Origin of the sequence: Aquipluma nitroreducens (genome assembly GCF_009689585.1) — a bacterium.
In the GTDB taxonomy this organism is placed as follows: Bacteria; Bacteroidota; Bacteroidia; order Bacteroidales; family Prolixibacteraceae; genus Aquipluma; species Aquipluma nitroreducens.
Map to the genome: position 1 here is coordinate 1,124,362 of NZ_AP018694.1, position 23,795 is coordinate 1,148,156.

Here is a 23,795-nt window from a genome sequence, read left to right on the forward strand (position 1 = left end):
TGATTAATAACAAAGTTTGATTACAAAACAGATAAGGCATCCGGACATTTTAATCTTAGTTGATCTATATAGTCCTGAAAAGAAAAATACCCTACCTAAAAACTAAAAAAAATCAAAAAAAGAGTAAATGCGACGAATTGAAATCACAACAACAATCAGATAATAATGAACCCTTTTGAATCCGAGACCTGAAATTACATCTCGTTCAGCAAATTGAACGTATGACAGGCCACTACACCAGCGGTTTCTGTACGCAAACGACTTTCACCCAAACTAACAGGCACAAATCCTGCATCAATCGCCAGTCTTATTTCTTCCGTTGAAAAATCGCCTTCAGGACCAATCAAAATCAGATAATTTTCGCCATGTTTTATCGTGTTTTTAAGTAGCTCGCGATGTTGTTCTTCGCAATGGGCAATAAATTTTTGTCCTGAGAATGGCTGCTTAATGAAATCATTGAATTTGGTCAGTTCGTCGAGTTGAGGCAAATAGGCTTTTAGCGATTGTTTCATGGCCGAAACCATTACTTTTTCAAGCCTTTCGTTTTTAATTTCCTTTCGCTCGGAATAACGACAGAGCAGTGGAGTTACCCGATCAATTCCTATTTCAGTAGCTTTTTCGAGAAACCATTCAATCCGTTCGATGTTTTTGGTTGGAGCAATGGCTATATGAACCTGAAAATTACGCTGTCCGAAATTCAATTCCGATTTAATCACATTTACAGCGCACCGTTTCGGATTCGGATCAGCAATTTCGGCAGTAAACCATCCGCCGCGTCCGTCAACCAAAGTAATTTCGTTACCCTTTTCGAGCCTTAAAACCCGAATGCAGTGCTTCGATTCAGTTTCGTCGAGCGTGTATGTATTTCCTGAAAGTTCAGGAGTATAAAAAATGTGCATTTTGCGATTTTTAAACAGATTTAGGTGTGATTTGAAAAGCTACCTGAGCTCCTCTTGCCGATACTTCCTGCCATTTTTCTACCTGAAAATCAAGCGCAACAGTCGAACACGTTGGCATGTCGGAGTTGAAGTATTTCACCAGATTATATACCAGATAATAAACCGTTGGATTGTGCCCAAAAACCAAAACGGTTTGCACCGATTCAGGCAAATCCTGAAGTATTTCAATAAAGCCCTGCGTGGTCACTCCTTCATAAAACTCATTAATCTGACGAATTTTAATCGGATCATATTCCAGATTTTGACAAAAAATAGAAGCAGTATGCATGGTTCGTGTGGCCGGACTGGCAATTACCAAATCCGGAGTTACGCCTAAACTCCGAAGTTTTGCGCTAATTTTTGTAGCATCATCTTCTCCCCTTTCTGTCAGATCCCTATAAAAATCGTTGTCGTAACCAAACGGCACCGATTTAGCATGACGAACAATTATTACTCGTTTCATAGCTTACTGTTTTCTGCAAAATTAATCTATTTTTAATGCGTATGAAATACATCTTTCAATGAAACGAATTGGCTTATTATCAGATACGCATGGAACGCTGAGTTCAAGAATTTTTAAATTTTTCGAACCTGTTGACGAAATATGGCATGCCGGCGACATTGGAAATGCCGAAACTGCCGACCAACTTTCGGCCTTCAAGCCGTTTCGTGCAGTTTACGGGAACATTGATGATCATGTTTTACGACGCATGTTTCCGGCCGATCAACGCTTCTCGTGTGAAGAAGTTGATGTTTTAATGACGCACATAGGTGGCTACCCCGGAAGATACGAACCACGGATCCGCAACATTTTCAAAATTAAACCACCACAACTGTTTATATGCGGGCATTCGCATATCCTGAAAGTGATTCACGATCCGAAATACCGTTCGCTGCACATCAATCCGGGAGCTGCCGGGAATAAAGGGTTTCATCAGGTTTGTACTGCTGTCCGTTTTGTGATCGATGGGAAAAACATTCGCGATCTGGAAGTGCTGGAGTTCGAAAGAACAGCTTTTCAGGAAATATAGTCATTTTAAAAGTGGGTTTATTATTTTTCCAAATGACTATTGACTTTTTTACGATTGCCAATCACAAATAGCTCAACATTTTGCGTCCCTGTCTGTTTTGAAGTGAAAAGCTTATAAATAACCAAATTTCCTTTTCATTTTAATTCTATTCAGTATGTCAGAAGATATCAGTTACAGGCAAACGGAGACAGCCACATTAGGCGGCGGATGTTTCTGGTGTACCGAAGCCATTTTTAGAAGCCTCAAAGGTGTTGAAACAGTTGAATCTGGGTACTCTGGAGGGAAAACAAAAAATCCAACTTATAATGAAGTTTGCACTGGAGAGACAGGCCATGCGGAAGTCATCCACATTACATTCGATCCTAAATTAATCAGTTTTAAAGAACTGCTCGAAATCTTTTGGAAAACATACGATCCGACCACTTTGAATCGACAGGGAGCCGATTCAGGAACGCAATACAGGTCGGTCGTTTTTTATCACTCTCAGGAGCAAAAAGAAACAGCCGAAAAATATAAATCTGATTTAAATAAAGAGAATGTGTACAATCAGCCGGTAGTGACTGAAATTTCAGTTTTTGATCAATTCTACAAAGCAGAGAACTATCATCAGAATTATTTTGCAAATAACCGATCTCAAGGATACTGCCAATTTGTAATTGTTCCAAAAATTGAAAAATTCAGAAAAATTTTTAATGACAAACTAAAATAGGTTTCCAATGTATCATAAAGCCGCATTTTTCAGTTTTTTGTTAGCCATAATCGGGTTTCAGTCATTGGCGCAACGCGAATTTAAAACTCAAGGAGGCGACACTACCTATACGATGAAAAGGTATGTGTTTATGCTTTTAAATGAAGGACCTACCCGGACTCAGGATTCGACTACGGTAGCCAGGATTCAGGAAGGACACATGAAGCACATCACCGAAATGGCGAAAACCGGCAAATTGGTTATTGCCGGCCCATTCGATAATGGTGGGAAACACCGTGGAATCCTGATTTTTGATGTCGATTCGATTTCACAAGCCATACGCATAGAATCGACCGATCCGGCAGTTTTGTCAGGAAGATTGGAAATGGAAGCGATATACTGGTGGGCTGCGAAAGGGAGTAAACTACCATAGAAAAATTGATTATTTAGCAAACCAACCTTTGCATCAAATAACTTTATAACTTGGATTTTTTAAATTTTCAAATCTGTCATCTTGAATTGAAAGAACTGATAAATTTCGGGATAATTGCAATCTACAAATGAGAGATTAATTAGTACCTTCGTTCGATCAATTTAAACAACTAATCATCATTTCGGTTTGGATAATAACCAGCATATTGAATTGCTATCGAAAAAAATAAGCCAGAATTCCGATCAACAGGCATTTAAAGAATTATATCTGGTCTATTTCGACAAGTTATACAAGTTCGCCTTTTCGATACTTCATTCCGCAGAATTTGCAGAAGAAGCAGTTAACGATGTTTTCCTGAACATCTGGCAAAAAAGATCAAGCCTGAAAAACATTGAAAGCCTGAAAAATTACCTCTTTATTTCAACTAAAAACACCTCTTTCAATTACCTGAGTAAGTTTAGGAAAGAACGAAACACTTCGCTGGATGATGTACTGGTTCGATTTGAAATTGACGAATTAACTCCGGAAACAGCGTTTTTCACGAACGAAATCCGCAATGAAATAGAACAAGCCATTAATCAGCTTCCTCCTAAAACGAAACTGGTTTTTCAAATGGCAAAAGTCGAAGGTCTCAAATACAAGGAAATTGCAGAAATCTTAAATATATCAGTAAACACAATTGACAACCACATTGCCACCGCGATAAAAAAATTAAGCATTGTTCTTAAAGATCTATCCACTGAAGAAACTAATCTTATTCTTTTTCAGCTATTTACCCGATTTAACTTAAATAATTTAACAATTAACCAAGTTTAACTAGTAGATTTTTCGAAATCTATTGTCTTTAACAATGAATCTCAGAACGCCATGGATACCATTTGGAGCATAATCGGAAAGAATTTAGAAGGGAATATTTCTCCAGATGAGGAGAAAGCTCTGAATGAATGGATTAATTCGTCGAACACAAACAAACAAGTATATTTTCAAATCAAAGAACTCTGGTACCACAAACAAGATCAAACAAACAATTCGCAAGCAATTGCGGCGTACGATAAATTAATTAACCGGATAAAATTTGCGGAGGGAATTCAAGCACAATCCAGAGTTCAACGGATCTCTTCTCAGGTTAATCAATTTATCAAGTACGCCGCAATTATCTTTTTCTTTATCTCATTTAGCTTTCTTTCTTATTATTACATTACTCATGAGAGTTCAAAAAACGAATTTTGTACAATCTCAGTTCCCAAAGGGAATAAGTCTGAAATCGTTTTGCCTGACGGAAGTAAAATTTGGCTGAACAACAACAGTAAGTTAACCTATCCTAAAAATTTCAATCAATCAGTACGCCAGGTTGAGCTAATTGGAGAAGGCTACTTTGAAATTCAGCGAAATGTCAAAGTTCCATTTATTGTAAAAACTTCTGACATCAGCATTAAAGTGTTAGGAACCAAATTTAACATTAGCGCCTATCCAAACGATAAATTTATTGAAACAACTCTAATCTCCGGAAAAGTTACTGTTCAATCTAACGAAAACCCGGAAGTTATCAGTACGCTTAACCCCGGAGAAAGCATGACCTTCGATAAACTTAATAATCGCGCGGCTATCGCCAGCGTTGATACTAAATTTTATACCTATTGGATGAAGGGTGAATTTGTTTTCAAAGACGAGAGATTTGAAACCCTTGCCAAGCGTATAGAACGAATCTACAACGTCGAAATTATTTTTGAAGATCCAGCTTTAAAAGAAAAAACCTATACCGGCGATTTTAAAGTTGACGATAATATCTACAGCATTCTCGAAATTTTCAAAAGGTCGACATCGGTACCAATTGAATATGTTACCGATCGAAATAAGATCACTATCCGTAGAAAATAGCCGTATTGGATCATTTAACAGTTGCTTTTTGCTGATTGTCTAAGTTATTAAACAATCAGGCATTCAATTCCGTTAAGGCATCTATCAATTTCTAAAAAAAAAGTTGATATTTACAAGGGTAAAAATTTATTCGGATGCCTCTGTGTCTATGAGAGTAAAGTTTCTGTTGTTTATCTTTATTATTCTACTTTCTGTGAAAGCATTTTCCCAGAAGCAGAACATTTCACTTAATTTTAAGGATGTAACTCTTGAGCGAATCATTCTTGAAATTGAGAAACAAAGCGAATATCGATTCTTCTTCGAACAATCAAGCATAAATCTTCAACCAAAAGCAACAATTCAAATTTGGAATGCTACAATAAATGAAGTGCTCGAAAGGCTATTTAACAATACGCCATATACTTATCAGATTATTGACCAACACATTATTTTGTCACAAGGCAAGGAAGTTGTTCCTAAAAATATAAACAACGAATCGTACCGAACGGTTAAAGGCACAGTTACCAACAAAAACATGGAAACAATGCCTGGAGTTACCGTTATGATAAAAAATACCTATACCGGCACAATAACTGACCGAAATGGTCAGTATAAAATCGAAGTTCCATTGAATTATGATTCTTTGGTTTTTTCGTATGTAGGAATGATGAGATTTGAAGTTTCTATTGGCAAAAAGCAACATATTGATGTATCGCTCGAACCCGAGATCATTGGAGTTGATGAAGTAATAGTCGTTGGCTACGGAGACCAACGAAAATCAGATCTGACTGGGGCAATTACAACTATTGAGGTTGATGGCACCCGCAAAATGCCTGTAACCGGATTCGATCAGGCGCTGCAAGGAAGAGCTGCTGGCGTGTTGGTAACTTCAACATCAGGATCGCCTGGTGGAGGAACTTCGGTCAGAATTCGTGGAATTGGGACTGTAAATAACAATAATCCTTTGTTCGTTATCGATGGCATACCCACTGATGACATTCGCTTTTTAAACATGAGCGACATTGACAATGTTGAAATATTAAAAGATGCCTCAGCCACTGCTATTTACGGCAACAGGGGGGCAAACGGAGTTATCCTGATCAATACCAAAAAAGGAAAGCCTGGTAGTCCGGTAATAACTGCCGAGTCATACTTTGGAGTGAGCGATGTATGGAAAAATCCACACATGGGCGACAGTAAACAATTTGCAACAATTAGTAATCTGGCTGTAAAAAATGGAATTGAAAGTGAAGGTGTTGGCGCCTATCAATATATCGAAGAGTTTAATAATCCGGATAACTATAGTGGCGGAACCAACTGGTGGAAATTAATCACCAGAAAAGCCATGGTTCACAACCAAAACGTCTCCATTTCAGGCGGGAATGATATGAACAAGTATTTGATGAGTTTATCCTATCTATCTCAGGATGGAATCATAAAAGGATCAGAATTCGATCGATTGACTTTCAGGGTTAATAACGAATATAAACTTTCCGATAAAATCACCTTAGCCTTCAATACGAATTTAAGCCATGCCAAAAGACAAACCATCAGTGAAGATGATTTGGACGGTGGAATTGTTTTTACAGCAATCGTATTGGATCCAATAACATCGGGCGCTGAACGGCCTGTTGACGATCCGATTCGGGTGAAATACGGAGAATTTTCACGCTGGTATGAATCTGTTTACAGTAATAAATTTAATCCGGTTGCTCAAATTGGGCGTTCCATCAATTCATGGACCCAACTCCGGTTCTTTGGAAATCTATCTTTCAATTATGATTTAACCAAACACCTGTCTTATCATTCAACTTTCGGAATGGATCTGCGACATTCAGACTATGACAATTTTCTACCCTCATTCTGGATGGACTCTGATTCAAAAAACGACATCAACTCAGTAAGTAAAGATTCCGGTAAGAATACAGACTGGGTTTATGAGAATACAATGACTTACAAACAAATCTTTAAAAAGAATCACAATTTTACAGCGCTGATCGGCATGACAACCGAAGGTGGAAAATATGAAATTGTACAGGCTTCCAAAAGAAACATTCCTGCAAACAGCGATTACCTTCGTTACCTTAGTGCTGCCACAAGCGATCCAAATGTGACGGGCGAGGTTTCCGATTATGGTCTTATTTCATACCTTGGACGTGTCAATTATGCTTTTAATTCAGAATACCTTTTTACGGCATCCATTCGCGCTGACGGTTCATCAAAATTTGCGAATGGTGAAAAATGGGGATATTTCCCATCACTATCCGGAGGATGGCGTATTTCAAATGAAAAATTCTTCTCTGCCTTGAAACTCTCTGACATTGTTGATGATCTAAAAATACGTTTAGGTTGGGGGCAAGTTGGAAATCAGAACATTTCAGACAATGCTTTCAGAACTCTAATTGCCGGTGGGGATACAAGAAGATATTTGTTCAATCAATCTATCGTTCAAGGCTATGCGCCAATAAACCTGGGAAATAAAAATCTTACATGGGAAACAACCGAGTCGACTAACCTCGGAATTGATTTTAATCTGTTTAAAAGTAAGCTTACCGGAAGTCTTGATTTTTATAAAAAGCAGACCAAAAATATGCTTCTTAAATTACCCGTTCCAATGTCAGCCGGATTGCCTGATTCGCCCTGGACAAATGCAGGCGAGATTGAGAATAAAGGATTCGAATTTTTCTCGACGTATCATAACAAATGGAAAGAGTTAAATTTCAGTGTAAACTTAAATGTATCATCCTATAAAAACACTGTTCTATCGCTTGGAGGGGGCGAGCCCATTATGGGTGGGGAGCAAAGACTTGGCTATACAACAAAAACGATGGTTGGGCATCCCATTGGCGAATTTTTTGGCTACATTGTTGAAGGTGTTTTTCAGAATCAGCACCAGGTTGATATTGCCAATGCCCTGTCTGCGGAAAATATTTATTACCAGGATTTTCTAACCCGTCCCGGAGATTTTAAGTTCAAAGATCTGAACGGCGATGGACGTATTACTGGTGAAGACCGTACATTCTTAGGTTCACCTCATCCCGATTTCACATACGGAATAAACCTTTTTGCCGAATATCACCGGTTCGACATCTCTTTATTCCTTCAAGGGAGCCAGGGAGGCGAAATTTTCAATGTGTTTAAATATTATACTTATCAGAACACCGGATATTTCAATTCTCCGGCCAATATGATTGAAAAAGCGTGGCACGGTGAAGGAACTTCAAATACACAGTTTCAGATCTCGGCCAGCAATGCGAACAATAACCTTAGGCCGTCATCATGGTACATCGAAGACGGTTCATTCCTGCGAATTAAAAATCTTCAGATCGGTTATAACCTGAACAAACGACTTTGTCAGAAAGTCGGAATCTCGGAATGCCGAATTTATATTGGAGGTCAAAATCTCTTTACTTTTACCCGTTATAGCGGACTTGATCCTGAACTCGCCGATTTAAGCGGAAGTCCGTTGAATTCAGGTATTGATTTTGCAAAATATCCGCAGGCACGAACTATTTTAACCGGACTGAGTATTAAATTTTAGATTACAGACAAAATGAAAAAGAAGTGGATACATATTTTGTTTTTGCTGATACTGCTTTCAGCCTGTGATCAAAGCTTTATTGACCGGCCACAATTGGCAGTACAGACAGCAGACAATTTCTACAAAACTGAAAACGATGCAGTAGAAGCAGTTACTGCAGTTTATAACTATTTTCAGTCGTACGATTTTGAAGTGGAGAAATTTGAATTTGGCGATATTGCTTCAGACGATGCTGAAAAAGGCGGTGAATCAGATAATGACCGGCCTTTCGTAAAAGATCTCGAATATTTTAGAACCCGGTCTGACAACTTCTCATGCAGCGCAATGTGGAAGGTTTGTTACACCGCTATTTTTCAGGCAAATAATGCCATCACACACCTACCTGATATTACGATGAATGAAGCGCTTAAAGAGCGTTTGTTGGGCGAAGTCAGATTTATGAGGGCTCATTATTATTTTTACCTGATCAATATTTTTGGTGATGTACCTCTTAGTATTAAAACTCCTACGGCCGATGAATATCGCCTTTCTAAATCAACCAAAGCCACCATCTGGGATCAGATTGAAAAGGATCTAATTTATGCCCGGGACCATCTTCCTCAGAAATCGAAATATGCAAATGCTGATTTGGGACGGATTACAAAAGGAGCAGCGCAAGCACTTCTGGCAAATGCCTACCTCTTTCAGAAAAAATGGGCACTTGCTCAAAAAGAGGCAAAGGATATTATACTTTCCGGTGAATATCAGCTTGAACCCGAATTTCAGGATTTATTCCAGCTAAGAAAAACCGATTTTGGAGTAGAATCGGTGCTGGAAGTACCTCATATGACAACCAATACCGGTTGGGGCGATGAAAATGAAGGTACTGTTGTTCCCGTATTTTGCCGAAGCCGTAATTCAGGCGGCTGGGGTTTTAATGCGCCTACCTACGATTTACTGGCCGAATTTGAACCCGGCGATCCTCGTTTAGTGCACACATTTACGTTCGATGGTGATGATTTTAATGGAGAAATCCAGTTTAATCAATTTAGTCCGTCACATTTATGTTCCCGAAAAGTGTTTTTAACCCCTTTGGAACGGGTAGGTTTTGAGAATTCGGACGCTCCGCTTAATCTTAAAATAATCAGGTACGCTGAAGTATTGCTGATTCATGCTGAAGCTGCCTGCGAAAATGGCGATCTTCCTGAAGCACTCTCATCTCTCAATCAAATACGGAAACGTGCCCGTCAAAGCAGCGCCATCGATAAAAAAGCAACCTTTAAAAATGTGAATAAGTACCAGGTTTCAAAAAATCAATATGAAGTTTACAAATTCCTGAATTACGATTACTGGGCAGCCAATAGCGACCACCAAAACCTGCTGCCAGACATCACAACAAATAATCAATCAACGCTTCGACAGGCCATCAGACACGAACGACGTGTTGAACTGGCAATGGAAAACAAACGGTTTTACGACATCATCAGATGGGGCGACCCTGAAACCCATTTTCATAATTTTGCTGAAAAATGGAAGACTGGCAAAGGCAGCCAATTCCGGAAAAACATCAACGAAGTATTTCCGATCCCTCAGGATGAGCTTGATTTAAATCCAAGAATGACCCAAAATCCAGGTTATTAGTAGCTAAAACAAATAGTTTAATCCGATATACATTCCTGAAGTTCCATCCTGCTTATTCGCTGCTACACCATAATCAACAGCGATTACAAAATTCTCATTCATTACAATCCTCAGACCTCCGCCATAAGATGTGTGCATTTTTTCAGCATCAATTTTGTTGTAGTCAGGATCTGAATTGGTGAACCCCGATGAACCGGCAAAACTGAATGTAACTGGAATTTTATTCGTTACCTTACCAAAATCGAGGAAGGAATTTAACCCAATATAAAAATTGTTGTTGATCCAGTTAAAGCGAACCACTTTCCAGCGCATTTCAGCATTTCCGTACAAAAATCCATCGCCAACAACCCTATTGCGGAGAACACCACGAAGAGTCTTTCCTCCACCCAATCCTTCGGATAAAGCACCAGTCAAAACTGAGGTAATGACCTGCGACTGGTAATAAAAAGGGGTATGTCCTGCAACTGTTGTCTGATAAGCCAACCTATAAACAAATGAAAGATTTTTAGGAATAAGCGTGAAATACTGTCGATGAATTAAACTGAGTTTCACAAAGGAGCTTTCTGCGCCTAGAAATGTCGGGGCTCCTTCCAGAACAGCTTCAGTCCAGATTCCCTTCATTGGATTTGGACGGTTGTCCCGGCTATCAAATACAATTCCTCCTTTAATTGTTGGGACAAATCCGCCATTGGCTTCTTTTGTATTTATAATGCCCCATTGTTGATATTTTTCGAATAAACCATCAACAGCAGGCAAAACATCATTTCCCTTTTTCCCTTTGTTCAGCTTGTCCAAGTTTACACTTTTAATGGCGAAATTCTGAAGATTAAAACCCGCAGCCCAACGAACATGATTGCCAGCAAGTTTTCCCTGAAGATCAACTTTGAACCTGAATAATTTTCGATCGTATTTGTAAAACATCCGGGTTTTATAATCTGAAGCTTCGGTATCTACCCAATCGGCATTATAAACTGCATCATAACCATTAAATCCATAGAAATCGTAGGCCTGATCGGAAAGATAACTTAAGTCAACCGAAGTTTGCAATCCTTTGATCAATTGATCTGAATCGTAATAGAAACGGTTTATTCCACTGCCTTTTGTATATCGCGATACTTCAAAATAGAGCGAATGATTGTATTTGGGGAATCGGGTTCCGTCTCCATAGTCATATAAATTAACCAACGCACCATACTGAAAACCCAAATCGGTATCAAACGTAATGGTGGGCAAACCACCGAAATTCCAGTTTTTTTTGATTAACTCATCCTTTTTTTCGGTTTGACCAAATACCGCCAACGAGAGAAAAAAGCATACTGTAGATAAGAGATTTTTTTTCATATTAAGGATTTGATTGAAACGAAGATAGAAAAATTCAGTTAGTTCCTCCGATTCACTTTAAAAATTTGAATTCAGGTTTTTATTTTCTATTTTCAACACCTTCGAAAGGTAATTAGCCCTAGACCTAAACCAACTGAAATTCAATAAAATTGAAAAATACTTATATTTTATCAACCTTCCTTTTTTTGCTTTTGGCAGTGAACCATTCATTCGCCCAAATTTCTGCAAAAGCGATACGAGTTAGCACACCACCAAATATAGACGGACACATTAATGATGCGGTCTGGGACGAAGCCTTTAAAATCGATCAGTTTGTTCAGCGCGAACCCAATCCTGGACAAGCAGTATCCGAAAAAACCATTGTTTCGGTTTGTTACGACAACAACTACCTGTATTTTGCTGTAAAATGTTACGATGATCCGAAGAAAATAACCGCCAAAGAAATGGCTCGCGATGTAAGTTTGGGGAATGACGACCGTGTTCAGATCATTCTGGATACCTATCTCGATCACCGAAATGGCTATTGGTTTCAGATCGGGCCACGTGGATCCATCGGCGATGCACTCATCAGCGAAAACGGCGCGTCTATGAACAAGGAATGGGATGCCCTCTGGACCGGTAAATCGAGTATTAACAGCGAAGGATGGGAAGCCGAACTAGCCATTCCATTTAAGACCATAGGCTTCGATCCAAAAAAGACGGTTTGGGGCATGAAACTCATCCGCAACATCAAACGAAAGCTCGAAGCTTCGTACTGGCCGGTTGCCAACCTAAATACTTACCGTTTCCAGATTTCCGATTCAGGATTATTGGAAGGACTTGAAGGAATTACCCAAGGAATCGGACTCGATCTTTCGCCCTATGTAATCGGTGGAATGAATACCAAAAGAGGTGAGAAAGATAAATATCACTTCGATGGCGGACTGGATATGTTTTATCAGGTCACTCCCCAGTTAAAGGCATCTCTTTCTATTAATACCGATTTTGCTGAAACTGAAGTGGATGACCGGCAAATCAACCTCACCCGGTTCAGTTTGTATTTCCCCGAAAAACGCGACTTCTTTTTGGATGGCTCAAACTATTTCAAATTCGGAATTGAAGGCGACGATAACAATCCATACCGAAATTCGGTGTCGCCATATTTTTCCCGAAGGTTAGGTCTCGATGATGCCGGCAATATGATCCCGGTGAGATATGCCGCTAAAATTACCGGAACACAAAAGAGTTGGAATATTGGAATGATGTACGTTAGCGACGAGCGCAACTATGGAAACTCAAACCTTTCGGTTGGGCGGATCAGTCGTAATCTCGGAAGACAATCGTCAGTTGGAGTGATTGGAACATGGGGAAATGCGGTTTCGAACGCAGAAAACATGGTTGGTGGATTCGATATGAAACTGGCAACTTCCAGATTTCAGAAAAATAAAAATTTGGCATTTACCATGTTCGGAATGCTTTCGCGGACTTCGGGAATAAATGATAAAAACTCATCGTGGGGTGCCGACATTGCTTATCCAAATGACTTTCTGTATTTTAGCCTTGGTCATTATGAGGTAGGCGAAAATTTTGTTGCAGGCATTGGGTTTGTTCCCCGCAACAACATTAAAGCTTCGTACGGTAGCTTTTCATTAGGCCCAAGACCGGATAAATGGGGAATCCTTCAGGTTAAATCCGGAGTTGGATTTAATTATCTGACAAACTTTAGCGATGTAATGGTTACACGCGAATTGAATATTTCGCCGCTCGGAATTCGGTTCAAATCGGGCGAAGAATTTTCATATTCAATCAACCAGCAATACGAATTTCTGGCCAAAGACTTTTTGATTTACCCCGGATTCAGCATCCCTATGAATCAATATACCTTTTGGAGACAGAATATTCAACTCACATCGGCAGGCGGAAGAAACCTGGCCGGAATTGCTAATTTTAGCACGGGCAATTTTTACAACGGACGGCGGCACGACATGAAACTAACAATTAATTACAAAGTAGCTGTGCCCCTGTATGTAGGCGGCAATTATACACAAAGTCATGTTTTTTTGCCTGAAGGAGACTTCACTGCTCGTATCTATCAAATGAACCTGAATATTTTGGTTAGCCCAACCGTAACACTTTACAATTATTTTCAGTACGACAACGCTTCCGAAAAAATGGGTTGGCAATCGCGGTTTCAATGGATACTGAAGCCCGGCAACGAAATTATTCTGGCATGGACATCGGGTTGGTCGCAACCTGGCAGTCAGTGGATAATGAACGATAGCGCTTTGCGCCTGAAACTGAAATACAACATCAGGTTTTAACCTTTCATATCCAGCCCCGCAATTTGTAATAACCCAATGCCGTCATTTCGCGGGCAATCAAAATTTCGTATTTCAGGTGGTTCCAGAATTGGTACCGTACAGAAGTATGGCTTCCAACATTAGGGATCAGTGTTTTATTGCCTCCCAATTCATCATCCTTAAAAAATAGGTCAGCCTCGAGCGCATTTTCGAAGGCGGGAAGTGCGTTGATCCTAATGAATCCCACTTTTTTGAAAACCAATACGGCACGTCGCATGTGCTCCGGAGAGGTGACCAGTAAAATCGCTTTAGATGTCATCTGTTCGCCATTGAGCTTTTGCATACAAAGAGCTTCCATGCGAGTATTGGTTCCGGTTTGCTCATAAAGAATTCGCTTAGGGTCAATTCCTTTACTGATGAGTTCGGCGGCTATCAATCGGGCAGTGCTTCTTATATCTGAGGTATCACCCGGACATGCAATCACAATACGACTATCCGGAGATTCTTGAGCAGCCTTAAACACAAAAAATGCACGCATCAGGTTCGATTCACTAGGCATTCCACCTCCGCTAAGCAACACAATAAAATCAGGCTTTTCGGTTATCTTCGACTTGCTGGTACCCAACCAGTAATACCCCCAGAAAGGCAATGTTGTGAAACTAATAATCAAAGCAAGTAAAAACAACACTCCCAACCCAACAAATAAACTGCGAAACAAAAACAGGAACCGATGATGAATATTCTTTTCAGCCATTAGCGATTGTTCTGTAAAATCGAAAGATAGAAAAAATTTCAGGATTGTTTGCCCGTAAAACGGTCTCCTGAACACACTATTCACATTGCTAAATTTTACAAACAAAAACTTTCAATATGAATCTTTTGTAAAGATTTATAATCTATTTGATACATTTTAAACCACATTATGTATTTAATGGTAATTTGCACTAAAATTATTCGTTAGTAAATTAAAGAATATGAAACTAAGCGCAAGAAATCAATTGAAAGGTAAAGTCCTGAAAGTTGACGAAGGTCTAATTACTTCGAAAGTAGTACTCGATTTAGGGAATGGAAACATTATTTCAGCCATTATTTCGAAAGACGCAATTGCAGATTTAGACCTAAAACCAGGTGATACTGCCTTCGCAATCATCAAATCAACCGAAGTGATCATCGGAACTCCGTGCGATTGCAACAGCGATAACTGCAAATGCCATTAATCATGATCGAAGTTGAATGTCATATTTCAATTAAAAAAGACGGTGTTATGTTTTTAAATCCATTGAAAACCCAATTACTACAAGAGATTAAAAAGAGTGGCAGTTTAAGCGGAGCTGCAAAAGAAATGAATATCTCCTATCAGCACGTCTGGACCATGATTGATGAAATGAACCGGATAGCTCCGTCGCCATTGGTTCAAAAGCAACGCGGTGGATCCAATGGCGGTGGTACTGTCATTTCGGGCTATGGAGAACGAATGCTTCAGGAATACCTCATAATACAGGCTGAAATCAAAAAAGTAGTCGATCAGATCAACGTCGAAATCAACCTTTGATTTTTTTAAACATCGTTATCTAAATTTGTTTATATCGAAATCAGGATTATGGAATAAGGTATCAACCCATTTTCTACATTCATACTCCGTTTAAATGCTCAAATACAAAACCACAACCATCGATACCAAATTTCCGCAATACGCCTACGTTATGCTGACCATCAAACCCAAGTTATATAAAAACCCCGGCTGTTGCTGAAAACAAATAATCCATTAATTTTAAAGCACGAATATGAAAAGAATATTAACAATTATAGCCCTATTTGTTGCCCTGGCAACCCAGGCCCAAACTGTAAAAGTTGCTGCCGCAGCTAATCTCCGGTTTGTTTTCGACGAAATTAAATCGAGCTACAGAAGTGTAAATCCGAAAGTCACGATTGCCCCAAACTTTGGTTCGTCGGGTGCATTGCTTCAACAAATTTTGAATGGCGCCGAATTCGACATTTTTATGGCTGCCGACAATTCATTCCCGGTAAAATTGAGAGATCAGGGAGCAGCTTCGGGCGAAATAAAAACTTATGCGATGGGAAAACTCGTGCTGTGGAGCAATACCCTTGATGTATCGAAAGGCTTGGAAATGCTGACTAATCCATCCGTAAAACGCATTGCTATTGCCAAGCCCGAATTGGCTCCCTATGGCGACCGTGCCATCAAAGTATTAAAGTCATCAGGCTTGTACGAAAAAGTAAAAGAAAAAATTATTTATGCCGATAACATTTCGCAAACCGCGCAGTTTGCCCAAACCGGGAATGCCGAGATCGGCTTTCTGGCCATGTCGTTAACGTTAACTCCTGAGATGAAAGGCTCTGTGTATGTTATCGATCCAAAATCGTATAAGCCCGTTGAGCAGGCGATGGTGCTGGTAAAAAGTTGGAAGACGAATCCCGAGGCAGCAAAATTCATGAAATTTGTTTTGAGCGACCAATGCAAACCAATTTTTGAAAAATACGGCTATATTGTGCCATAAACAAGGCAAAAGGTAAAAGTCAAAAGTAGCAAACCAGAAATTTTTGACTTCCCTTTTTTATCCTTTTGCCTTTCACCTTTTAACTTTTGCCTTGAAATGAACAAATTACCGGGAAAGATAACCAAAGTACAGCAATCGGGAGCAATTCTTCTGGTTGACGTTGATGTGGATGGGCATGGTTTTTCGGCTTTGCTCATCGAATCGGCGACGCATCCGGAATGGCTGCAGACTGGCAATACCATTGACCTTGTGTTTAAAGAAACCGAAGTTACGTTGGCGAAGAATCTTTCAGGAATAATTAGCATGCGAAACCGGATGAAATGCACAGTTCAGCGCATAGAACAGGGCGAGTTGCTGAGCAAAATCAGCCTGAAATTTCAGGAATATATCGTTACCTCAGCCATCACTACCCGTGCTGTTGATTCGCTCCAATTGGCCATTGGCGATGAAGTGGAAGCGCTGGTAAAAGCCAACGAGGTTTCGTTAATGAAAAAGCAATAATTCTCAGTGGTCAGTGAACTTATAATTTATAATTCATAACTCATAGATGGATGCTCAATTTGCACAAACGCTTTGGATCACCTTAAAACTGGCAGTTTCGACGACAGTTATTTTGATCATCATTGGCTTGCCTTTTTCAGGATGGCTTGCCTATACGCGAATCAAAATAAAACCGTTGATCGAGGCGCTGGTGAGTATGCCCATGGTTCTTCCGCCTTCGGTAATTGGCTATTACATGCTGGTCATTTACAGTCCGCGCAATTGGTTTGGCGAATGGCTGGGGCAGATTTTCAATGTTCGGCTGGCCTTTTCGTTCGAAGGCGTTCTCATTGCATCGGTCATTTTCAGCTTGCCATTCATGATTCAGCCGTTGCAGAACGGTTTACGCTCGTTGCCCGACAGCTTGCGTGAAGCATCGTACACCCTCGGAAAATCAAAAGTGCGCACATTTTTCAAGGTTTTGCTGCCCAATATCAAACCATCAATAATTACTGCGGTAGCTTTGACTTTTGCCCATAGCATTGGCGAATTCGGCGTTGTTCTGATGGTTGGCGGCAATATGCCGGGCGAAACGCGGGTGGCTTCCATCGCCATTTACGACGAAGTTCAGTCGCTCAATTTCGAGGCGGCCAACCGTTATGCCTTAATTTTATTCCTGATTTCGCTAATCCTGCTAACAACCATTTACAGTGTCAATAAAAAATACGATACATGGAAAATAGTGTAATTTTTATTGATATTGAAAAGCGGATGTTGACCGCCAATGGTCCGATGAATCTATCCATTCACACAACGATTCCGGCAGGTGAGTTGGTTGCCTTGTTTGGCGAGTCAGGAGCAGGAAAAACCACACTACTGCGAATTCTGGCAGGTTTGGTAACTCCGGATAAAGGGCTGATTAAATTTGGCTCAACCGTTTGGTTCGATTCGGAAAAGAAGATAAACATTCCTCCGCAACTTCGGAATATCAGCCTGATGTTTCAGGATTACGCCTTGTTCCCGAACATGACCGTGGAACAAAACATTCAGTTTGCCCAACCTGAAAAAGATCAGTCGAAGGTGAATGAATTGCTGGCCTTATTTGGTTTAACTGAATTCAGGAAAAGAAAACCGACCGGGTTATCAGGCGGACAGAAGCAACGGGTAGCCTTAGCTCGGGCGCTGGTCAGAAAACCACAATTATTATTGCTCGACGAGCCGCTCTCGGCTTTGGACGCGGAAATGCGAATTGCGCTTCAGGATGAAATTGCGCAGGCACACCAATTATTAGGTGTAACTACAATTATGGTGAGTCACGATTTAAACGAAGTTTTTCGATTGGCCACTCAGGTGCTTTGCATTGAAAACGGCTCGATTACCCGCACCGGAAACCCTGAAGAAGTTTTTTCGGACAGCAGTATCAGTGGGAAAGTGCAGATAACTGGTCAAATAGCTCGAATTGAAAAGCAGGATACCATTAATGTTGTGACAGTTATCTCCGGAAATAACCAGATCATTAAAGTTATAGCCTTTGAAAGTGACCTCGAAAACCTGAAAATCGGCGATCGTGTGATGGTATTCTCCAAGGCATTCAATCCAATAATCAGTAAATTAAGGTAAATCTTGTAATTTTGGGCTTCAACAGCGATTAAAAATTATGCTAATTTTGTGCATAATTTACTGCCAAAACCTGCGATTAAATTACTGAAGATGAGAGACAGAATTCTGACCTTATTATTTTTACTTATTTCAACGTCGGTATTTGCACAGAATATCGACATCAGAATCCTGCGATCGGTTTATTCTCCGCACGATTTAAAAAGTGACCAGTTCATGAAGTTCGTCTCCAGTTCGAACAATGGTATGGTATTGGGAATCCCTATTACCGTTGGAATTGTTGGTCTTATTAAGCATGACGAAAAATGGATTAACAGTGCTTGCCAAATAGTTGTTGCCAATGCGATTAACCTAGGGGCAACCTATACGTTAAAATACACCATCAACCGCGACCGCCCATTTTTAACTTATCCCGACATCCGAAATAAGGTAAATGAAAAGAGTCCTTCTTTTCCTTCCGGCCATACTTCAAGCGCTTTTGCAACAGCAACGTCGTTAAGCTTAGCCTTCCCGAAATGGTATGTCATTGTTCCATCTTATGTGTGGGCCGGAACTGTTGGTTACTCCCGAATGCAGCTTGGAGTGCATTATCCGGGCGATGTTTTGGGTGGAATGATAACAGGAGCCGGCAGCGCTTACCTCACCTACAAATTGAATAAATGGATCAATAAATCGTATGCAAGGAAACATGAATAGTGAAAAAAACGGATTCAAAAAACGCATAAAAAGCTTTGGTTTTGCATTTACCGGCTTGTACGAGTTAGTTAAGTCGGAGCCCAATGCCCGGATTCATTTAACTGCTACAATCTTTGCAGTATTGGGCGGGTTCATCCTTCGGATAACGAATGCCGAATGGTGCATTATTGCAATTGCCATTGCGCTTGTTTGGGCCGCCGAAGCTTTCAATACAGTAATCGAAAAACTCGTCGATCATTTATTCCCGGAGTATCACGAAACCGCCCGGATTGCCAAAGATATTTCGGCGGGCGCTGTTTTGGTTTGCGCTATAGCAGCCTTAATTTGCGGATTGATTATATTCTTGCCCAAACTTGTTTTGTTAACGAACTTTTGACGGACTGTCATGCCGAACATTCGACTGAGCTCACGTCAAAGGCCTGTTTCGGCATCTCTAATTAGAATGAGACCTCAAAATAAATTCGGGGTGATCTGGACTTGACAAAGCCAAGCTAACACAACACTAGCTTTGGTCATCTCCTGAAATCTTCATTAACAACTGATTTTCACACAAATATAGACTTTAGACCCCAGGCAAAATTTAGGCAATGCTTGTCTCAACTTCTACTTCTTCAGGTATTTATCCAGAAATGCAAACACCTTGTTAATGTTTTCCTCGGTAGTAAAACCGGGGCCGCCATGATCATCATTTTCAAGCAATTCGAAAGTAACTTTCTCTTCCCCAATAACAGATTCGAGCTTTGACGCCAGATTTGCAGATTGCTGATAGGGAACCAAATGATCGAGTTTACCATGTTGAATAAAAAACGGGGGATCATAAACAGTAATATAGGTTTCAGGATTGACTTTTCGAACAAGATCCGGAGCGTCCTCCAGATTCTTTCCAATCAATTCCGACTCAGGAGACGCAGGTATCGAATGTACCTGAGGATCTTTCACCTTACTTTCCTTCAGTTGTTCATCCATTTTCAGAAAATCAGTCGGGCCAAACCAATCGACAACCGCCTGAATGCGGCTTGATTTTGCTGGATTTCCCATTGTTAAATCTTCCAACTCCTGAACCCCACCAGATGTTCCGAGCAAAGCAGCAAGGTGACCTCCGGCCGAACCACCCCACGCAGCAATTTTTTCAGGATTTAGTTTATAATGTCTGGCATTTGCTTTAATCCAACGAACAGCAGCTTTTACATCATAAATCTGGGCCGGAAATATGGCTTCCGGACTTAACCGGTAGTTTACTGAAACAACAGCATATCCTCTCTTCAAGCCTTCCAACATGGGAATTAGCTGATTATCTGCTTTATCACCTTCCTTAAAGGCACCACCGTGTATCGAAACGATGACCGGGAAAGGTCCGTTTCCATCATTCGGCAAATAGATGTCCAACTTTTGGGCTCTGGATGCTTTTGCATAAGGAACATCCAGCCAATTCCGTTGAATTGTATCCGTAATTGGGTTTTGAGCCAATACAGATATTGAAAAAAAAATACCAAATATCAGAAATGAAGCCCTATTTTGCATGAAGCGATTTTTAAACAATGAAATATGATTTGGAATGCCTGGATTTAAAGTGTATCAGGAACGATTCCCATTAATCATTCCTGAAACAATACCTTTTATTTTACCATTCTCGGCAATAATTACACCGGCCAAATGAATGACAACAAACGCATACATTAAATATTGGATGAAAGCGTGAATGTTTTTCAAGCTACGAAATACTTCCCGGGGAAAACCCAGATCACGGCCAAAAGCCATGCCCAGCCCGGTGAGAACCATACAGAAAAGCAAGAGAAAAAAAGCCATATAACTACGTCGCACCATATAGTAATGCTTGTATTCCTTTACATTTTTATCATTTTGTTTGATCATCGCGGACGCTTTACGCAGTTTGCTGCTAATTTTTTCTTCTTCAGGTTGCGTAAATTCAATTGCAATTCGAGCCAGAAACAAAAAAGCCAATCCGTAACCGATCAGTTTATGTACATCCCACATTTTATCTTCGTATTCGTGCGAAACAGCAAAAGCTTGCTCATCGGTAACTGTGACTCCTTTCTTTGAAAGTTGTTCCTGAACCAATTTGACATTATCGCGGGGCGACAGCAAAGTTGAATTAAACAACACCGTAACAATTGAACCCATTATAAACAAAAAGGTTAACCAATGCCAGATTCTTAATGCCGCTGAATGTGATTGAATAAAAATTGAAGTTTCAGAATTGGAGGAAATGTCATTGTGAGCCATAGTTTGAGTTTTTAATTATTTTCAGGAGAAACAACAAAAACGAATCAGATGTTTTAAAAACCTAAATTTAAATAAATGAATCATCTTATTCAGGAAAGTGCTAAAATAAAAGATAAAAATACCGTATAAACTGAATCGCTTTTCAAAACCATAGACTAAGCCCCAACCCAAAGGTTTAAAAACAAAGAATCCCGGTTGCTCATCACAACCGGGATTCTCCTTTAACGAACAGAAAAAGATCAATAGTCATCAGGAAAGAGGGAAACCGTTTTTTCTAATGACTAATGACCCTTTTTCCTGATTTTTTTCGTCATTTATTTCTTTACCGAAAACTTGTAAATCGTGGTCGATTTTAAGGTTTCACCCGGCTTCAGCAAGGTATTTGGGAAATTGGCGTGATGTGGGGAATCTGGATAATGTTGAGTTTCCAGGCACATTCCATTGCGATAATTGTAAGCATTTCCACGTTTTCCGATGATATTTCCGGTCAAAAAATTCCCGGTGTAAAGCTGAACGGCTGGTTCGGTAGTGAAACATTCTAAAAAGCGGCCAGAAACTGGTTCCAGAATACTGGCACAGAAAGTCATTTCGTCGCCATTCTGATCTTTATTCAGGATGTAGTTATGGTCGTAACCTCCACCCATTTTCAATTGAGGCATCGGATCGTTGATGCGTTCGCCAACAGTATGAGGAGTCGTGAAATCCATAGCAGTTCCCCTAATATCAACAATTTCGCCTGTTGGGATTAAGGTAGAATCACCAACAGCAGTCGATGAATTAGCATCAACAACCAATACGTGATCCAGAATATCGCCCATTCCTTCACCTTTCAGGTTAAAATAAACGTGGTTGGTTAAATTGAAAAAACAAGATTTATCGGTAGTAGCTTCGTAATCAATCTTCAAACCATTGTCTTTGGTCAACGTGTAAGTCACTTTTACATTTTTATTCCCAGGGAAACCCCACTGTCCATCCGGGCTCTGCAAAGTCATTTCAACAGCAGGACCATCAGCGGTTTGAATTTCTTTGGCATCGTAAACCTGACGATAAAAACTTTCAGGACCTGAATGTAAACAGGCTTTGTGGTTGTTTACCGGTAACTGATAAACCTGACCATCGATTTCGAACTGACCGTTTGCAATACGGTTGGCATATGGGCCAACAACGGCACCCTGTCCGGCATCACCGGCAACATATTCGTCAATGGATTTATAACCCAGCACAACGTCTTCCATTGCCCCATTCTTATCGGGAGTAAATATCGAAACAATTTTTGCCCCGTAATTGGTAAGGGTTACCATAATTCCACCTTCATTTTTCAACGTAAATAAAGTGGTCTTTTTGCCATTTACTTCCTTTTCAAAATCAGCCTTCGAATAAATAGGCGTAAACTCTTTTTTGGGAGCCGAACACGAAACAATTATTCCGGCAATAACCAATGATCCGATTAATTTCTTCATACAATTGTGATTTGTGATTAATAGATTTAGACAGGTAAAGTTAAGTGTTTATGCGACACATCAAAGCAAAATTGCTTCGGGACACGGGTTAAAAATAACACAATTCAGAATATCCGATACATGCAAAAAGCACAAACCATTAATATGATAGCCTGTTAGCTCTGGATCAATCATTACCAAAATTTTAAATGTTTTATGAAATAGATTTTGATAGCCAACGAAATACATATATTTGATCGGTAAGAAAAACAATTATACATCGACATGATCAAATCAATTATATACTTCCTCCTTTTTCAAAGTTTTGTCGCTTGCATATTCAATGTTTCGGCAAGCGGGATAGATCCCGAAACTCAGGAAAAGAAAGCATTTCGTATCGTAAAACAAAATGCGGCTCTTTTGGATGGCGTCAATCAGCTTCTCGTTGTTTTTATTGAAACGGCTGAGTGTAATTTGGCGACATTAGTAGCAATGGAGAAGAAAGGCAGCCAATGGCATGTCGCTTCGGCTCCAATGCAGGCAGGTATCGGGCGTAAAGGCTTTGCGGCACCTAATGCAAAACGAGAAGGCGACAATCAATCGCCAACCGGTTTTTTCCGTTTGGGTAAATTGTTTTGCTACGAAAAAGAGGTTGATACCAAAATGCCATTTATACAAACCACTCCGGAAGATAAATGGATTGACGACCCCAATTCGCCCGATTACAATCGGTACATCAGGGGAACGACAAGCGCTAAATCGTACGAAAAACTGCTGCTGAACGGAAATGATTACCGGTATTGCATGGTAATTGAATACAATACGCATCCGGTAGTAAAAGGCAATGGCAGCGCCATTTTTCTGCATCTGAGCGAAGGCCAGTCGATCAATTCATCTTCAGGATGTGTGGTAATCCTTCAGAAAGACATGGAACAGTTAATCAAATGGATGAATCCTGAAATGAACCCCTCTATTTTGATGGGTACTGAAAAAATTTTAGGCGCTGGTTTGAAATAGATCCCATCAATTCTTCAATCAGGTTAAACATTTCTCAGTTTTATTCCTGAAAAAA

General features: G+C 40.0%; 24 protein-coding genes. 17 read left to right on the forward strand and 7 right to left on the reverse strand.

Annotated elements, in window-relative coordinates:
- Positions 1-194: 194 nt before the first annotated feature.
- Both AQPE_RS04680 and AQPE_RS04685 read right to left on the reverse strand, forming a co-directional pair.
- On the reverse strand, positions 195-899 hold the full coding sequence (locus AQPE_RS04680; protein ID WP_318349888.1) for a 16S rRNA (uracil(1498)-N(3))-methyltransferase: 705 nt from the start codon (positions 897-899) through the stop codon (positions 195-197).
- 10 nt (positions 900-909) lie between these two features.
- Complete coding sequence (locus AQPE_RS04685; RefSeq protein ID WP_318349889.1) at positions 910-1,401, reverse strand: SixA phosphatase family protein; 492 nt, start codon at positions 1,399-1,401, stop codon at positions 910-912.
- Between the two features lie 58 nt (positions 1,402-1,459).
- On the opposite strand from AQPE_RS04685, the gene AQPE_RS04690 reads away from it, so the two are divergent.
- From AQPE_RS04690 to AQPE_RS04720, 7 genes are all read left to right on the forward strand, one after another.
- Positions 1,460-1,969 (forward strand): metallophosphoesterase family protein, encoded by a 510-nt coding sequence (locus AQPE_RS04690; protein ID WP_318349890.1) that lies wholly within the window; start codon positions 1,460-1,462, stop codon positions 1,967-1,969.
- 154 nt (positions 1,970-2,123) lie between these two features.
- On the forward strand, positions 2,124-2,678 hold the full coding sequence (gene msrA / locus AQPE_RS04695) for a peptide-methionine (S)-S-oxide reductase MsrA (RefSeq protein WP_318349891.1): 555 nt from the start codon (positions 2,124-2,126) through the stop codon (positions 2,676-2,678).
- 7 nt (positions 2,679-2,685) lie between these two features.
- Entirely contained in the window at positions 2,686-3,090 is a 405-nt protein-coding gene (locus tag AQPE_RS04700; protein ID WP_318349892.1) for a YciI family protein, read from the forward strand.
- 186 nt (positions 3,091-3,276) lie between these two features.
- Positions 3,277-3,906, forward strand: coding sequence for an RNA polymerase sigma factor (locus AQPE_RS04705; protein WP_318349893.1), 630 nt, complete (start codon positions 3,277-3,279; stop codon positions 3,904-3,906).
- A gap of 51 nt (positions 3,907-3,957) precedes the next feature.
- Entirely contained in the window at positions 3,958-4,968 is a 1,011-nt protein-coding gene (locus AQPE_RS04710) for a FecR family protein (protein ID WP_318349894.1), read from the forward strand.
- A 193-nt stretch (positions 4,969-5,161) separates the two neighbouring features.
- A complete protein-coding gene (locus AQPE_RS04715) occupies positions 5,162-8,488 on the forward strand; it encodes a TonB-dependent receptor (RefSeq protein ID WP_318349895.1) in 3,327 nt (1,108 codons plus the stop codon).
- A 12-nt stretch (positions 8,489-8,500) separates the two neighbouring features.
- On the forward strand, positions 8,501-10,108 hold the full coding sequence (locus AQPE_RS04720; RefSeq protein ID WP_318349896.1) for a RagB/SusD family nutrient uptake outer membrane protein: 1,608 nt from the start codon (positions 8,501-8,503) through the stop codon (positions 10,106-10,108).
- Between the two features lie 3 nt (positions 10,109-10,111).
- On the opposite strand, the gene omp85 is transcribed toward AQPE_RS04720, so the two are convergent.
- Complete coding sequence (gene omp85 / locus AQPE_RS04725; RefSeq protein ID WP_318349897.1) at positions 10,112-11,449, reverse strand: Omp85 family outer membrane protein; 1,338 nt, start codon at positions 11,447-11,449, stop codon at positions 10,112-10,114.
- Between the two features lie 149 nt (positions 11,450-11,598).
- On the opposite strand from omp85, the gene AQPE_RS04730 reads away from it, so the two are divergent.
- Positions 11,599-13,749 carry a carbohydrate binding family 9 domain-containing protein gene (locus tag AQPE_RS04730; protein WP_318349898.1) on the forward strand — a complete coding sequence of 717 codons (2,151 nt, stop codon included), beginning with the start codon at positions 11,599-11,601 and terminating at the stop codon, positions 13,747-13,749.
- Positions 13,750-13,753: 4 nt separating this feature from the next.
- Here the strand turns inward: AQPE_RS04730 and AQPE_RS04735 are convergent, their stop codons facing one another.
- Positions 13,754-14,482, reverse strand: coding sequence for a YdcF family protein (locus tag AQPE_RS04735; protein WP_318349899.1), 729 nt, complete (start codon positions 14,480-14,482; stop codon positions 13,754-13,756).
- Positions 14,483-14,702: 220 nt separating this feature from the next.
- Between AQPE_RS04735 and AQPE_RS04740 the strand changes: the two genes are divergently transcribed.
- The 8 genes from AQPE_RS04740 to AQPE_RS04775 all read left to right on the forward strand — a co-directional run bounded on the left by AQPE_RS04740 (position 14,703) and on the right by AQPE_RS04775 (position 19,416).
- Positions 14,703-14,945, forward strand: a complete 243-nt coding sequence (locus tag AQPE_RS04740; protein ID WP_318349900.1) for a TOBE domain-containing protein — start codon at positions 14,703-14,705, stop codon at positions 14,943-14,945.
- A 2-nt stretch (positions 14,946-14,947) separates the two neighbouring features.
- Positions 14,948-15,280: a winged helix-turn-helix domain-containing protein gene (locus tag AQPE_RS04745; protein WP_318349901.1), complete on the forward strand. Its 333-nt coding sequence runs from the start codon at positions 14,948-14,950 to the stop codon at positions 15,278-15,280.
- A 232-nt stretch (positions 15,281-15,512) separates the two neighbouring features.
- Positions 15,513-16,247, forward strand: a complete 735-nt coding sequence (gene modA / locus AQPE_RS04750; RefSeq protein WP_318349902.1) for a molybdate ABC transporter substrate-binding protein — start codon at positions 15,513-15,515, stop codon at positions 16,245-16,247.
- 96 nt (positions 16,248-16,343) lie between these two features.
- Entirely contained in the window at positions 16,344-16,748 is a 405-nt protein-coding gene (locus AQPE_RS04755; RefSeq protein WP_318349903.1) for a TOBE domain-containing protein, read from the forward strand.
- A 46-nt stretch (positions 16,749-16,794) separates the two neighbouring features.
- Positions 16,795-17,475, forward strand: a complete 681-nt coding sequence (modB, locus tag AQPE_RS04760) for a molybdate ABC transporter permease subunit (RefSeq protein ID WP_318349904.1) — start codon at positions 16,795-16,797, stop codon at positions 17,473-17,475.
- A complete protein-coding gene (locus tag AQPE_RS04765; RefSeq protein ID WP_318349905.1) occupies positions 17,460-18,347 on the forward strand; it encodes an ABC transporter ATP-binding protein in 888 nt (295 codons plus the stop codon). The genes modB and AQPE_RS04765 overlap by 16 nt, the downstream gene beginning before the upstream one ends.
- 90 nt (positions 18,348-18,437) lie before the next feature.
- The gene (locus tag AQPE_RS04770; RefSeq protein ID WP_318349906.1) at positions 18,438-19,040 is read left to right on the forward strand and encodes a phosphatase PAP2 family protein; all 603 of its coding nucleotides are present in this window, start codon (positions 18,438-18,440) and stop codon (positions 19,038-19,040) included.
- On the forward strand, positions 19,033-19,416 hold the full coding sequence (locus tag AQPE_RS04775; RefSeq protein WP_318349907.1) for a diacylglycerol kinase family protein: 384 nt from the start codon (positions 19,033-19,035) through the stop codon (positions 19,414-19,416). Before AQPE_RS04770 ends, AQPE_RS04775 begins: the two co-directional genes overlap by 8 nt.
- Positions 19,417-19,643: 227 nt before the next feature.
- Here AQPE_RS04775 and AQPE_RS04780 read toward each other — a convergent pair whose 3' ends face one another.
- The 3 genes from AQPE_RS04780 to AQPE_RS04790 form a co-directional block, all read right to left on the reverse strand.
- Positions 19,644-20,561 (reverse strand): alpha/beta hydrolase, encoded by a 918-nt coding sequence (locus AQPE_RS04780; RefSeq protein WP_318349908.1) that lies wholly within the window; start codon positions 20,559-20,561, stop codon positions 19,644-19,646.
- 54 nt (positions 20,562-20,615) lie between these two features.
- On the reverse strand, positions 20,616-21,284 hold the full coding sequence (locus AQPE_RS04785; protein ID WP_318349909.1) for a cytochrome b/b6 domain-containing protein: 669 nt from the start codon (positions 21,282-21,284) through the stop codon (positions 20,616-20,618).
- A gap of 314 nt (positions 21,285-21,598) precedes the next feature.
- Complete coding sequence (locus AQPE_RS04790; RefSeq protein ID WP_318349910.1) at positions 21,599-22,744, reverse strand: aldose epimerase family protein; 1,146 nt, start codon at positions 22,742-22,744, stop codon at positions 21,599-21,601.
- Positions 22,745-23,008: 264 nt separating this feature from the next.
- Here AQPE_RS04790 and AQPE_RS04795 point away from each other — a divergent pair, with 264 nt between their 5' ends.
- On the forward strand, positions 23,009-23,740 hold the full coding sequence (locus AQPE_RS04795; protein WP_318349911.1) for a L,D-transpeptidase family protein: 732 nt from the start codon (positions 23,009-23,011) through the stop codon (positions 23,738-23,740).
- The last annotated feature ends 55 nt before the right edge of the window (positions 23,741-23,795 follow it).